Raw genomic sequence first — 12,369 nt, forward strand, 5'->3', positions numbered from 1 at the left:
CTAGGGCGCGGTCAGACGCTCATCTGGGTGCCGAGTTCCACGACCCGTCCCGGCGGGAGCCGGAAGAAGTCGATCGGGTCGGCGGCGTTCTTGCTCATCCAGATGTAGAGCCTGTCCATGCCGGGTGGCAGCAGCGAGTGAGGCGCGTGGACGATGGTCCGCCGTCCCACGAAGAACGACGTGCTCATGATGTCCAGCTTCAGGCCCTGCTTGCGCAGGCCGGCCAGGGCGCGCGGGATGTTCGGCGTCTCCATGTAGCCGTAGGTCAGCACGATCTTGGTGAAGTCGTCGGAGAGCCGCTCGATCTCGACGTGCTCGGCCGGGCTCGCCCGAGGGGTCTGGGCGGTTCGAACGCTGAGGATCAGGTTCGTCAGGTGAAGCACCTTGTTGTGCTTGAGATTGTGCAGCAGCGCGCCGGGCGTGCGGCTGGGGTCCGATGTCAGGAACACCGCTGTGCCGGGTACGCGATGGACGGACCGCGAGGCCAGGATCGGCATGATGTCCGCCAGTAACGGCGTGTCGCGCTCCGAGCGTCGCCGGACCAGGTCGGTCCCGCGCGCCCAGGTGGCCATCAGGAAGAACAGCGCCGCGCCGATCGCCACCGGCACGAAACCTCCCGAGAGCAGCTTCAGGGCGTTGGCGCCCAGGAAGATCGTGTCGATCACCAGCATCGGGCCGACCAGAGCGATCGCGCCCCAGAGCGGCCAGCGCCACTTGCGGGTGACCACGATGAAGGCCAGGCAGGTCGTGACGACCATGGTCCCCGTCACCGCAAGGCCATAGGCGTGCGCCAGGCCGCTGGAGCTGTGGAAGACGCCGATCAGCAGCACCACCCCGATGGCGAGCAGCAGGGTGATCTGCGGAATGTAGATCTCGCCGGCCATGGTCTCCGAGGTCCGCAGGACCGTCAGCCGCGGAAGGTAGCCCAGCTGAATGGCCTGGTTGGTCAGCGAGAAGGCCCCGGTGATCACGGCTTGGCTGGCGATCACCGTCGCCATGGTCGCCAGCAGCACCATCGGCGCCCTGAACAGCACCGGGGTCATCTGGAAGAACCAGTCGGCGTTCTCCACCGGCTGGCCGTTCGCCGTGGCGATGTGGTGCAGGGCGAACGCCCCCTGGCCCAGATAGTTGAGCACCAGGGCCGGCAGCGCGAAGAACAGCCAAGAGGCCTGGATCGGCCAGCGGCCGAAATGTCCCATGTCGGCGAACAGGGCCTCGGCCCCGGTGACGGTCAGGAAGACTGAGCCCAGCACGAAGAACCCGGCCAGTCCGTGATGGAGCAGGAAGTTCACCGCATGATGCGGGCTGATCGCGCTGACCACCTCGGGGTTGGCGAGGATGTGCGGGACCCCGATCGCGGCGATGGCGACGAACCACAGGATGCAGATCGGGCCGAACCATCGGCCGACCCCGGCTGTGCCGCGCGACTGGACGAGAAACAAGCCGGTGAGGATGGCGATGCTGGCGCCGATCACCATGCCCTGGCTGATATGGTCGGCCAGGGCGGGCACGGTCCTCAGGCCCTCGACGGCCGAGAGTACTGAGATCGCCGGCGTGATGATGGCGTCGCCATAGAACAGCGCCGCGCCGGTGACGCTGAGCGCGAAGATCAGCGGCGTGCGTCGTCCCACCGCCGCCTCGGCCAGGGCGGCGAGCGACAGCACCCCGCCCTCGCCGTTGTTGTCGGCGCGCATGAGGAACAGCACGTACTTGACCGTGACGACGAGGATCAGCGCCCACAGCGCCAGGGAGACGACGCCCATGACCGCCGCGTCGGTGATGCCGCCGGCCTGGCCCAGCGCCTCGCGAAACGAATAGAGCGGGCTGGTGCCGATATCGCCGAACACCACGCCGACGCTGCCCACGGCCAGCGCCCAGAAACGCCGACGAGCCTGGGCATGCGCCGCCGGATCTAAATCCGTGTGCAACGGCCCGCCCCCCGCAGTTTCATCCCGAACGCGTGGCCGACATCTCTTGCGGGCATTGTTCTAGGCTACACCCGATCGGCTCGCGTCAGGAAGGTCGGAAATAGCCAGGCGCGGCGCGGCTCGCGGGCGGGGCCGGGCCGGGTGGCGTGGGCCCGCCTCAGCCTAAGCCGGGGGCGCCGCCAGCCGCGCCAACGTCACCCCTTCGCTGACCTGATCGCCGACCGAGACCGAGATCGACTCGACCTCTCCGTCGAAGGGGGCGGTCAGGGCGTGTTCCATCTTCATGGCTTCTAGGGTCAGCAGGGCCTGGCCGCGCGTGACCTTGTCGCCGACGCAGACCGCGACCGCGACCACCTTGCCCGGCATCGGGGCGCGGATGGCGCCGTCGCCGCCGCCGGCGTGGGCGGCGTCCTTGATCGGCGGGCGGGCGGTGAGCACGAAGGTCTCGCCGGCGTCGAACACCACGATCTCGCCGTCTTGCGTCAACAGCGCGTCGCCGGGGAGGTCGTCGGAGGCGAGCGGCGCGTCGAAGCCTTCATCGCCCAGATAGAGCCGCATGGTCGGCGCGCGCGCGGCGTTCAGCCGGAACCCGGTGAGGTCGCGCCACGGGGTGGCGGCGGGCTCGGCCTCGTCGCCCAAGGTGAGCGCCATCGCGGCGCTTGCGAGGGCGGCCTCCGATGGCGCCGGCCGTGGGGCCAGGACGTCGAGGCGCGCCTCGATGAAGCTGGTGTCGACGTCCCCGGCGATGAAGTCGGGGTGGTCCAGGCAGCGGGTCAGGAACCCGGCGTTGGTCTTCACCGGCCAGACCTCGACCTCGCTGCAGGCCTGGGCCAGCAGGTCCGAGGCGCCCTCGCGGGTCGCGGCGTGGGCGATCAGCTTGGCGATCATCGGGTCGTAGAAGGGCGAGACCTCGCCGCCCTCCTCCACGCCGGTATCGACGCGGATCAGGTCCTCGGGCAGCTTGAAGTGCTCCAAGGTCCCGATCGAGGGCAGGAAGCCGCCGGCCGGGTTCTCGGCGTAGAGCCGGGCCTCGATGGCGTGGCCGGTGAGGGTGATCTGGTCCTGGGCCAGGGGCAGCGGCTCGCCCGAGGCGACGCGGATCTGCCACTCGACCAGGTCGACGCCGGTGACGGCCTCGGTGACCGGGTGCTCGACCTGCAGCCGGGTGTTCATCTCCATGAACCAGATGCGGTCGGGTTTCAGGCCGTCGCTGGCGTCGGCGATGAACTCGACGGTGCCGGCGCCGACATAGCCGACCGCCTGGGCGGCCTTGACGGCGGCCTGCGTGACGGCGGCCCGGGCGGCGTCGCTCATGCCCGGCGCGGGCGCTTCCTCGATGACCTTTTGGTGGCGGCGTTGTAGCGAGCAGTCGCGCTCATAGAGGTGGACGACATTGCCGTGGCCGTCGCCGAACACCTGGACCTCGATGTGCCGGGGGCGAGTGACATAGGTCTCCAGCAGCACGCGGTCGTCGCCGAACGAGGCCGAAGCCTCGCGCTTGCAGGAGGTCAGGGCGGCGGCGAAGTCAGCGGCCTGCTCGACCTTGCGCATGCCCTTGCCGCCGCCGCCGGCCACCGCCTTGATCAGGACGGGGTAGCCGATCTTGTCGGCCTCACTTTGCAGGCGTTCGGGACTCTGGTCCTCGCCGAGATAGCCCGGCGTCACCGGCACCTGGGCCGCCGCCATCAATGACTTGGCGGCGTCCTTCAGGCCCATGGCGCGGATCGCCGAGGGGGGAGGCCCGATCCAGATCAGGCCGGCGGCGACCACGGCTTCGGCGAACTGCGCATTCTCCGAGAGGAAGCCATAGCCGGGGTGGATCGCCTGCGCGCCCGTCGCCAGCGCCGCCTCGATGATGGTCTCGCCGACCAGGTAGCTTTCACGCGCGGCGGCGGGGCCGATCAGCACGGCCTGGTCGGCCATGCGCACGTGCGGGGCGTCAGCGTCCGGCTCCGAATAGACCGCCACCGTGGCGATCCCCATCGATTGGGCGGTGCGGAAGACGCGGCAGGCGATCTCGCCACGATTGGCGACCAGAATGCTCTTGATCATGGTCACATCCGGAAGACGCCGAACCGGGTGTCCGGTATCGGGGCGTTGAGGGCCGCGGAGATGGAGAGGCCGAGCACGTCTCGGGTCTGGGCCGGGTCGATGATGCCGTCGTCCCACAGCCGCGCGGTGGCGAAATAGGGGTCGCCTTCGTGCTCGTAACGCTCGCGGATCGGGGTCTTGAAGGCGTCCTCGTCGGCGGCGGGCCAGGTCTCGCCCTTGGCCTCCATGCCGTCGCGCTTGATGGTGGCCAGCACGCTGGCGGCCTGCTCGCCGCCCATTACCGAGATGCGGCTGTTGGGCCAGGTCCAGAGGAAGCGGGGGGAGTAGGCGCGGCCGCACATGCCGTAGTTGCCCGCGCCGAACGAGCCGCCGATCAGGACGGTGAACTTCGGAACCTCGGCGCTGGCGACGGCGGTGACCAGCTTGGCGCCGTCCTTGGCGATGCCGCCGGCCTCGTACTTGCCGCCGACCATGAAGCCGGAAATGTTCTGCAGGAAGACCAGCGGGATCTTCCGCTTGCAGGCCAGTTCGATGAAGTGCGCGCCCTTCAAGGCGCTCTCGGAGAACAGCACGCCGTTGTTGGCCAGGATCGCCACCGGATGGCCCCAGATGCGGGCGAAGCCGCAGACCAGGGTCGTACCGTAGAGCGCCTTGAACTCGTCGAAGTCCGAGCCGTCGACGATGCGGGCGATGACCTCGCGCACGTCATAGGGCGCGCGCACGTCGGTGGGCACGACGCCGTAGAGTTCCTCGGGGGCGTAGGCGGGCGGGCGCGGCGCCGCCATGTCCATCTCGACCTGTTTGACGGTGTTCAGGTTGGCGACGATGGAGCGCACGATGCTCAGGGCGTGCTCGTCGTCCTCGGCCACATAGTCGACCACGCCGGAGCGGCGGCCGTGGGTGTCGGCGCCGCCCAGCTCCTCGGCGGTGATGATCTCCCCGGTGGCGGCTTTCACCAGTGGCGGGCCGCCCAGGAAGATGGTGCCCTGGCCACGCACGATCACGGTCTCGTCCGACATGGCGGGCACATAGGCGCCGCCGGCGGTGCAGGAGCCCATGACGCAGGCGATCTGGGCGATGCCCTGCGCGCTCATCCGGGCCTGGTTGTAGAAGATGCGGCCGAAGTGGTCGCGGTCGGGGAAGACCTCGGCCTGGTGCGGCAGGTTCGCGCCGCCGCTATCGACCAGATAGACGCAGGGCAGGTGGTTCTGCATCGCCACTTCCTGGGCCCGCAGGTGCTTCTTCACCGTGGTCGGGAAATAGGCCCCACCCTTCACCGTGGCGTCGTTGGCCAGGATCATCACCTCGCGGCCCGACACCCGGCCGATGCCGGTGATCAGGCCCGCGCCGGGCGCTTCGTCCTTGTAGAGACCATGGGCGGCGAGGGGGGCGACTTCCAGGAACGGCGAGCCGGGGTCGAGCAGGCGCTCGACCCGTTGGCGCGGCAGTAGCTTGCCGCGTGAGGCGTGGCGATGGCGGGCGTGTTCGGGGCCGCCGAGGGCCGCATGGGCGGCGCGCTCACGCAGCTGCTCGACCAGGGCCCGATTGTGGGTGTCGTTGGTCGCAAAGGCGGGGCTCGCCTTGTCGATGGCGGTGGCGAGTTTGGTCATGCGCCCAGCAGTTCCCGGCCGATGAGGAAGCGACGGATTTCGTTGGTGCCCGCGCCGATGTCGTAGAGCTTGGCGTCGCGGACCAGGCGTTCCACCGGGAACTCCTTGGTGTAGCCGGCGCCGCCCAGGGCCTGTACGGCCTCCAGGCTGACTTTCACCGCGTTCTCCGAGGCCAGCAGGATCGCGCCGGCCGCGTCAAAGCGGGTGGTGAGGCCGGCGTCGCAGGCCTTGGCGACCGCGTAGACGTAGGTGCGGGCCGAGTTCAGGGCGACGTACATGTCGGCGATCTTGCCCTGCATCAGCTGGAACGAGCCGATCGGCTTGCCGAACTGCTTGCGCTCGCGGACGTAGGGCAGGACCACGTCGAGGCAGGCTTGCATGATGCCGAGCGGCCCGGCCGCCAGCACAGCGCGTTCATAGTCCAGCCCGCTCATCAGCACGCCCGCGCCGCCGTTCAGCGGACCGAGCACGTTCTCTTCCGGGACCTCGCAGTCTTCGAACACCAGCTCGGCGGTGTCGGAGCCGCGCATGCCCATCTTGTCCAGCTTGGGCGAGACGGAAAAGCCCTTCATGCCCTTCTCGATCAGGAAGGCGGTGACGCCGCGGCTGCCCTCCTCGGGCGAGGTCTTGGCGTAGACCACCAGGGTGTCGGCGTGCGGGGCGTTGGTGATCCAGAACTTGGTTCCGTTCAGCACGTAGCGGTCGCCGCGATGCTGGGCGTGGGCGCGCATCGAGATGACGTCGGAGCCGGAGCCCACCTCGCTCATGGCCAGCGAGCCGACATGCTCGCCGCTGATCAGCTTGGGCAGATATTGGCGCTTCTGCTCGGGGCTGCCCCAGCGGCGGATCTGGTTCACGCAGAGATTGGAGTGGGCGCCGTAGGAGAGGCCGACCGAGGCGGAGGCGCGGGAGACTTCCTCCATCGCCACCACGTGCTCGAGATAGCCGAGGCCGAGGCCGCCGAACTCTTCCTCGACCGTAATCCCGTGCAGGCCAAGCTCGCCCATCTGGGGCCACAGCTCGCGGGGGAAGGTGTTGGTCGCGTCGATCTGCGCGGCGATGGGGGCGATGCGATCGGCGGCGAAGCGCGCGGTGGTTTCGCGGATCGCGTCGGCGGTCTCGCCGAGGCCGAATTGGAAGCTGGGGCCGGACATGTTCGATCTGCCTTCTGGAGGGCGGTCTTTAGACAACCTCGCAAAACTAGCGGCTTGTGAACAATCCACAAAATTGAACGATCATGATCCACATGATAGATGTGACCTATCATGGATCGCTACCTGCTCCGCTATTTCCTGGCCATCGTGGAGACCGGGAACTTCAGCCGGGCGGCGGCGCGGGAGAATGTGGCCCAGCCCACGCTCTCGGCCGGGATCGCCAAGCTGGAAGGCCAGCTGCAGGCCCGGCTGTTCGACCGCACTAATCGCCGGGTTCACCTGACGCAGGCCGGCAGCCGGTTCCTGGTTCACGCCCGCCGCATCGAGCACGAGTTCAACCTGGCGCAGGCGGCGGTGTCGGGCGCGGCGCAGACCGAACTGCTGCGGGTGGCGGTGCTGTCGACCATCCCGACCGCCCTGCTGGAACAGGCGCTGACGCAGCGCGCCGCCGGCGATGAGCGGGTGGAGCTGCTGGAAGGCTCGGAGCGCGAGGTGATCAGTTTGCTGGATCGCGGCCGGGCCGACGTGGCCCTGACCATCTTGCGGCCCGGTGCCGAGCGGTTCGCCAGCGAGCGCCTGTTCGAGGAAGGTTACGGCCTGGCCCTGCCGAGCAGCCACCGTCTGGCCGAGGCGGTGTCGCTACGCGGCGAGGAACTGGCCGACGAGGTAATGATGGTGCGGCGTCACTGCGAGGTGCTGGCGCAGACCAGCCGTTACTTTACCGACCGCAATGTCCGGCCGGCCTTCAGCTATCGCGGCGTGAACGACGACCGGGTGATGGCGATGGTGCGCGCGGGGCTGGGAATCACCGTCATGCCCGACAGCTATCGCGAGGCCGGGGTGGCGCGGGTGAAGCTGGAGGGCTTCACGCCGCGCCGGATCATCGGTCTCTGCTACGCCGGCCCGGCCGCTCGCTACCGCACCAGCGGCTTCGTGCAGGCGGCGCGGGAACTGGGAAGCGCCCTTCCTCCCCTGTGACCAAAGGGAACGGGGGAGGAAAGACGTCAATCCTTGCGGAACTTCAGCGGGCCTTGGGCGGTGGTGATCACCAGGGCACCGTCGGGGGTGAAGGCGTAGCTGGACGCGGTTTCCAGCGACCGCAGGAACTTGCCCTCCTGCTCCATCAGCGAGGGTGCGCAGGCCATCATGGTGGAGCCCATCTTGCCCAGGGTGAGCTTGGAGCCCGCCTGCGTCCAACTGCCGAAGTAGCGGTTGCAGCCGCCCGAACCGGAGGTTTTCCCCTCGGGGCCGAACGTCAGGGTGACGTGCGAGCGGTCGATGATCCCGCCGCCGAGCAGATCCTCCAGCCGCCATTCGGGGCCGGCGATGGAGCCGCCCCCGCCGGAGGCGGGCGGGGTGGTGGCGCAGGCGGTGGTCATGACGGCGGCGAGGCTGAGGGCAGCGAAGAGCCGCATCAGTTCCACCGCGAGCAGAGCACGTCGGCCAGCATGATCCGCCCGCTGACCGTCTCGGCCGCGCTGTTCTTAGCGCGGACATAGCCGATCGACTTGCAGAAGGTGTCGGCCTCGCGGGCGACGCAGGCCGCCGAGCCGCCTTGGGAATTACAGGAGTCGATGCGGCGGCCGCGATATTCCGGGGCCGGGAAGAACTCGGCCGCCATGCCTTTCAGCGATTGGCCGCCGCCGCCGCCGCCGGGGGGAATGCCGGGCAGGGTCACGGGGCCGCCGGGGGCGGGCCGGATCGAACCGATGCCGCTGATGCCCAACTGCTGCATGAGGTTGGTGCTGCTGCCGCTTAGGACGGTGCAGCGGCCGCGGAAGTAGCGTTGCTCGCACACTTCCCAGGAACTGCCGCCGCCCATGCGGATGCTGCGCGGCGCCCAGGAGGCCTGGATGATCGGCGTCTCGCGCATGATCGTCAGGCTGCGGCCGGTATAGTTCGGGCCGGAGAACAGTTGAGCATTGGGCGCCATGCGGTCCTGCGCCATCGCGGGCGCGGAGGCCCCGAGCAGGATCATCGAGGCCAACAGGATGCGAGACAGCATGACAAACTCCCCAAAAAGCGCGCGCGCCGAGATGCCTATAATGGCTAAGCGGCGCCGTAGTTCCCGCGAGGGTTGTCGAAAACCGGAGCGCGATCAATGAGTCAGGCGGTCAGCTCCGAGAGGGTCGCGGTCATATAGCGGGCGTCGGGGCTATAGCCGGCGACCTTGGCCTTGAGGGCCTCGGGGATCGTGGCGGGGGAGGCGTAGCCGAGCTTGGCCCAGAAGCTCCAGGCGCCCTGGACGGCGATCAGGTCGCCGCGAACCAGGCCAAGTTGCTGGGCGGCTCCGGCCCCGGCGCGCACGAGATCGCGGCCGAGCCCCAGGCCTCGCGCCTGCTGGCTGATGGCCAGGTCATGGACGAACCAGTTGTCGCAGGCCGGCGGCGGCGGCAGGGCCTGACCGAGCGGCGGGGGGCTGCCGGCCGGCCAGGGATGGCTGAGGATGTAGGCGAGCAGGTCGCCGCCCCGGAACGCGCCCCAGCAGCAGGTCGGGGCGATCTTCAGTCGGCTGCCCAACGCCTCCTGGGGTTCCAGATAGAGCGGGTCGAAGGCCGATTTCTGGATAGCCATCACCGCCGGCAGGTCGCCTGGGGTCAAGGGTCGGAGTTCGGGAGCGGTCATGTCGGCCTCGTTCTAGCTGAGGCGCATATAGGGTGTCTCAATGACGAGCCGGTTCATCGATTGTCCTCCCGTGTTCCTGGGCGGTATGGAACCGGCTTGTCTGGCGGCGCGCAAGCGCGGGGAGTTCTGGGTCGATGAGCGTCGAAATTCTTCAGCAGCATCGGGTCCATGGCGGAACCTTGAGCTATTGCCGGCACGCTAGCGCGGCGACCGGCACGCCGATGCGGTTCAGCGTCTTCCTGCCGCAGGCCGACGGGCCGGTCCCCTATCTGATCTGGCTGTCGGGCCTGACCTGCACCGAGGACAACTTCACTACCAAGGCCGGCGCCTACGCCGCGGCGGCCCGCGCCGGCGTGGCCATGATCGCGCCCGACACCAGCCCGCGCGGCGAGGGCGTGGCTGACGACCCCGCCTATGACCTGGGGCAGGGCGCCGGCTTCTATGTCGATGCGGTTCAGGCGCCCTGGGCGGCGCACTTCCAGATGGAGAGCTACGTCGTTCGTGACTTGATCGCGGCGGTGGAGGGCGCCTTCCCGCTCGACGGCGCGCGGCGCGGGGTGTTCGGGCACTCGATGGGCGGGCATGGGGCGTTGACGCTCACCCTGCGCCACCCGGAGCTGTTCAAGTCGGTCTCGGCCTTCGCGCCGATCTGCTCGCCGACCCGGTGCGCCTGGGGCCAGAAGGCCTTCACCGCCTATCTTGGCCCCGACGAGGCCGCCTGGCGCGAACACGACGCGGCCCTGCTGGTCGAGGCGGGCCGGGCGCGGGTGTCGGAGATCCTGGTCGACCAGGGAACCGCCGACAACTTCCTGGCCGACCAGCTCAAGCCGGAACTGCTGAAGGTCGCCTGCGAGGCGGCGGGCGTGGCCCTGACCCTGCGGATGCAGGAGGGCTACGACCACTCGTACTTCTTCATGACCAGCTTCGTCGCCGACCACGTGGCCTGGCACGCCGAGCGGCTCTAGGCGAAACGCCGATCAGCCGTGCCGGGCGAAGACCTTGGTGCGGCCGTTGGCGTCGAGCAGCAGCAGGGTTTCGTAGGCTTCGGTCTTGCCGCCGGGAACCTCCATGCCGGGCGAACCGATCGGCATGCCAGGGACGGTGAGGCCGAGCGCCTTGGGGCGTTCGGCCAGCAGGCGCACGATGTCCTTGGGCGGCACGTGGCCCTCCACGACATAGCCGCCGATCAGGCCGGTGTGGCAGGACGACAGGCGGAACGGCACGCCGTGCCGGGCGCGGATCGGGGCCAGATCCTCGATTTCGATGACCTTCGGGCTGAAGCCGGCGCGGCTCATGTGGGTGATCCAGCCCTTGCAGCAGCCGCAGTAGGGCGTCTTGTAGACCGTGATGTTGCGGCTCGCCGCCTGGGCAGAGCCCCCGGCGACCAGGGCGGCGGTCAGGCCCAGGATCAGTCCACGGCGGGGGAGGACGGCGGCTTCAAGGGTCATGTTTCACGTCCAGCAGTGTCGATAAGGCAGATACGCAGGCGATGGCTTCATCCCTCAGTTGAGGGTTTGGGCGTCCCGTGGCGTATATCAGGTGCGACGTTCGCGGAGTTTTCGATGAGTCACCCATTGGACGACCTGATCACCGGCCTTCGGGCGCAGGGGCCAGATCGCGATCTCAGCCAGGTCGAGCCCGCCGTGTGGCGGGTGATCGCCGAGCGGCGCCCGCAACGCGGGAGCTTCGGCGCGTTCATTCCGCTGCGAACCGCGGCGATCGCCATGTCGCTGGTCGTCGGCGTCGCCGTGGGTGGGGCTTCGGCTGTCGCGGCGGCCGCTCACCCGACCGAGACCTCGGTCTTCGCCGTCAACACCCACCTGGCGCCGTCCACCCTGCTGGGCGGCGGCCATTGAAGGGGCTGCGCGGACTTTTGCTGACGCTGGTCCTGGTCGCGCTGGCGGCGGGACTGGGCGCCTGGGGCGGCGCGAAATACGTGCTGCGGGCCGAGCGCGAGCCGTCGCTGCATTCCTTCCTGCATGGCAAGTTGAACCTGAGCACCGACCAGAAGGCCAAGCTGGAGATCCTGGAGACCGAGTTCGCGGTCCGCCGCCGGGCCCGCGAGGCCGAACTGCGGCTGGCCAACGCCGAACTCGCCGCCGCCATCGAGACCCAGCATCGCTATTCGCCAGAGGTGACGAGCGCGATCGAGCACTTCCATGACGTCATGGGCGAGCTCCAGAAGGAAACCATCGTCCACATTCTGGACATGCGGGCGATCCTGACCCCCAACCAGGCCGCGATCTTCGACAAGCGCGTGTCAGAGGCTCTGACCGAAGAAACGAAGTGAACGACCTGGACGACGCGACGGACGCCGAGCTGGCGTCACGGGCGCTGGCCGGGGAGGATCGCGCCTTCACCGTGCTGATGCGCCGCCACAAGGACGGCCTCTATCGGTTCGTGCGTCGCTATGTCGGCGACGCCGACGCCGCCTATGAGGCCGTGCAGGAAAGCTTCGTCGCCGTCTGGAACAACCTCGGGCGCTATGACGGCGCGCGTCCGTTCGGCAGCTGGCTGCGGACCATCGCCCTGAACAAGTGCCGTGACCGCGGGCGGCGCGAGACCGTGCGCCGGATGGTGTTTGGAACTCGCCCGCTGGAGGCGCAGGACACCCTAGCCCAGGCCGATCAGACGCCCGACGCCGAGGCCAGCCTGATCGGACGTGAGCGCCAGACGGCGCTCGACCGCGCCATCGCCGCCCTGCCGACCAAGCTGAAGGAGCCGCTGATCCTCACCTGCTTCGAAGACCTGTCCCACCAGGCGGCGGGCCAGCTGCTGGGCGTTTCGGCCAAGACCATCGAGACGCGGGTCTATCGCGCCCGGCGGAAACTGAGCGATGCGTTGGGGTTGAGGGATTTCGACCCCGGCGAGTGAGGGAGACGCGCGGCGCGTGCGTATCTGTTGTGTACCGCGTCTTGACCCTCCCATCGTGGGAACCCTCATTCTTCGCCGAGCATGACCTTTAGTATCCGTACCCGCCGCCCCGCGTTCCGACGCGCC

At 68.8% G+C, this 12,369-nt stretch carries 13 protein-coding genes; 5 read left to right on the top strand and 8 right to left on the bottom strand.

The genetic code is table 11. The annotated features are described in order from the left end of the window. Positions 1–11 precede the first annotated feature (11 nt). From ASE02_RS01825 to ASE02_RS01840, 4 genes are all read right to left on the bottom strand, one after another. Positions 12–1,928: a potassium transporter Kup gene (locus tag ASE02_RS01825; protein ID WP_056730572.1), complete on the bottom strand. Its 1,917-nt coding sequence runs from the start codon at positions 1,926–1,928 to the stop codon at positions 12–14. A gap of 162 nt (positions 1,929–2,090) precedes the next feature. Continuing rightward, positions 2,091–3,980, bottom strand: coding sequence for an acetyl/propionyl/methylcrotonyl-CoA carboxylase subunit alpha (locus ASE02_RS01830; RefSeq protein ID WP_056730574.1), 1,890 nt, complete (start codon positions 3,978–3,980; stop codon positions 2,091–2,093). A gap of 2 nt (positions 3,981–3,982) precedes the next feature. Next, positions 3,983–5,590: a carboxyl transferase domain-containing protein gene (locus tag ASE02_RS01835; RefSeq protein WP_056730576.1), complete on the bottom strand. Its 1,608-nt coding sequence runs from the start codon at positions 5,588–5,590 to the stop codon at positions 3,983–3,985. Then, on the bottom strand, positions 5,587–6,744 hold the full coding sequence (locus ASE02_RS01840; RefSeq protein ID WP_056730578.1) for an isovaleryl-CoA dehydrogenase: 1,158 nt from the start codon (positions 6,742–6,744) through the stop codon (positions 5,587–5,589). Before ASE02_RS01840 ends, ASE02_RS01835 begins: the two co-directional genes overlap by 4 nt. A 111-nt stretch (positions 6,745–6,855) precedes the next feature. Between ASE02_RS01840 and ASE02_RS01845 the strand changes: the two genes are divergently transcribed. Then, complete coding sequence (locus ASE02_RS01845; protein ID WP_200957590.1) at positions 6,856–7,722, top strand: LysR family transcriptional regulator; 867 nt, start codon at positions 6,856–6,858, stop codon at positions 7,720–7,722. 26 nt (positions 7,723–7,748) lie between these two features. Here the strand turns inward: ASE02_RS01845 and ASE02_RS01850 are convergent, their stop codons facing one another. From ASE02_RS01850 to ASE02_RS01860, 3 genes are all read right to left on the bottom strand, one after another. Beyond that, positions 7,749–8,159, bottom strand: coding sequence for an META domain-containing protein (locus ASE02_RS01850; protein WP_156405878.1), 411 nt, complete (start codon positions 8,157–8,159; stop codon positions 7,749–7,751). Beyond that, entirely contained in the window at positions 8,159–8,749 is a 591-nt protein-coding gene (locus ASE02_RS01855) for a beta/gamma crystallin-related protein (protein ID WP_056730583.1), read from the bottom strand. Before ASE02_RS01855 ends, ASE02_RS01850 begins: the two co-directional genes overlap by 1 nt. Positions 8,750–8,850: 101 nt before the next feature. Further along, positions 8,851–9,369 carry a GNAT family N-acetyltransferase gene (locus ASE02_RS01860; protein WP_056730584.1) on the bottom strand — a complete coding sequence of 173 codons (519 nt, stop codon included), beginning with the start codon at positions 9,367–9,369 and terminating at the stop codon, positions 8,851–8,853. 134 nt (positions 9,370–9,503) lie between these two features. On the opposite strand from ASE02_RS01860, the gene fghA reads away from it, so the two are divergent. Further along, the gene (gene fghA, locus ASE02_RS01865; RefSeq protein WP_056730586.1) at positions 9,504–10,334 is read left to right on the top strand and encodes an S-formylglutathione hydrolase; all 831 of its coding nucleotides are present in this window, start codon (positions 9,504–9,506) and stop codon (positions 10,332–10,334) included. Positions 10,335–10,346: 12 nt separating this feature from the next. On the opposite strand, the gene ASE02_RS01870 is transcribed toward fghA, so the two are convergent. After that, positions 10,347–10,817 (bottom strand): DUF411 domain-containing protein, encoded by a 471-nt coding sequence (locus ASE02_RS01870; RefSeq protein ID WP_056730589.1) that lies wholly within the window; start codon positions 10,815–10,817, stop codon positions 10,347–10,349. 114 nt (positions 10,818–10,931) lie between these two features. On the opposite strand from ASE02_RS01870, the gene ASE02_RS01875 reads away from it, so the two are divergent. Genes ASE02_RS01875 through ASE02_RS01885 form a run of 3 tightly spaced genes read left to right on the top strand, consistent with a single transcriptional unit; the run spans position 10,932 to position 12,243 of the window. Next, positions 10,932–11,225, top strand: a complete 294-nt coding sequence (locus ASE02_RS01875) for a hypothetical protein (protein WP_156405879.1) — start codon at positions 10,932–10,934, stop codon at positions 11,223–11,225. A gap of 17 nt (positions 11,226–11,242) precedes the next feature. Then, positions 11,243–11,659 carry a periplasmic heavy metal sensor gene (locus tag ASE02_RS01880; RefSeq protein WP_235536566.1) on the top strand — a complete coding sequence of 139 codons (417 nt, stop codon included), beginning with the start codon at positions 11,243–11,245 and terminating at the stop codon, positions 11,657–11,659. After that, positions 11,656–12,243: an RNA polymerase sigma factor gene (locus tag ASE02_RS01885; protein WP_056730594.1), complete on the top strand. Its 588-nt coding sequence runs from the start codon at positions 11,656–11,658 to the stop codon at positions 12,241–12,243. The genes ASE02_RS01880 and ASE02_RS01885 overlap by 4 nt, the downstream gene beginning before the upstream one ends. Positions 12,244–12,369: the final 126 nt, after the last annotated feature.

This window comes from Phenylobacterium sp. Root700 (genome assembly GCF_001429025.1).
Lineage (GTDB): Bacteria > Pseudomonadota > Alphaproteobacteria > Caulobacterales > Caulobacteraceae > Phenylobacterium.

What these genes read in the sequence shown, in the direction of transcription:
- ASE02_RS01830 (WP_056730574.1), bottom strand. Translation starts at nt 3,980, where the DNA reads ATGATCAAGAGCATTCTGGTCGCCAATCGTGGCGAGATCGCCTGCCGC.
- ASE02_RS01835 (WP_056730576.1), bottom strand. Translation starts at nt 5,590, where the DNA reads ATGACCAAACTCGCCACCGCCATCGACAAGGCGAGCCCCGCCTTTGCG.
- ASE02_RS01840 (WP_056730578.1), bottom strand. Translation starts at nt 6,744, where the DNA reads ATGTCCGGCCCCAGCTTCCAATTCGGCCTCGGCGAGACCGCCGACGCG.
- ASE02_RS01845 (WP_200957590.1), top strand. Translation starts at nt 6,856, where the DNA reads ATGGATCGCTACCTGCTCCGCTATTTCCTGGCCATCGTGGAGACCGGG.
- ASE02_RS01850 (WP_156405878.1), bottom strand. Translation starts at nt 8,159, where the DNA reads ATGCGGCTCTTCGCTGCCCTCAGCCTCGCCGCCGTCATGACCACCGCC.
- ASE02_RS01855 (WP_056730583.1), bottom strand. Translation starts at nt 8,749, where the DNA reads ATGCTGTCTCGCATCCTGTTGGCCTCGATGATCCTGCTCGGGGCCTCC.
- ASE02_RS01860 (WP_056730584.1), bottom strand. Translation starts at nt 9,369, where the DNA reads ATGACCGCTCCCGAACTCCGACCCTTGACCCCAGGCGACCTGCCGGCG.
- fghA (WP_056730586.1), top strand. Translation starts at nt 9,504, where the DNA reads ATGAGCGTCGAAATTCTTCAGCAGCATCGGGTCCATGGCGGAACCTTG.
- ASE02_RS01870 (WP_056730589.1), bottom strand. Translation starts at nt 10,817, where the DNA reads ATGACCCTTGAAGCCGCCGTCCTCCCCCGCCGTGGACTGATCCTGGGC.
- ASE02_RS01875 (WP_156405879.1), top strand. Translation starts at nt 10,932, where the DNA reads ATGAGTCACCCATTGGACGACCTGATCACCGGCCTTCGGGCGCAGGGG.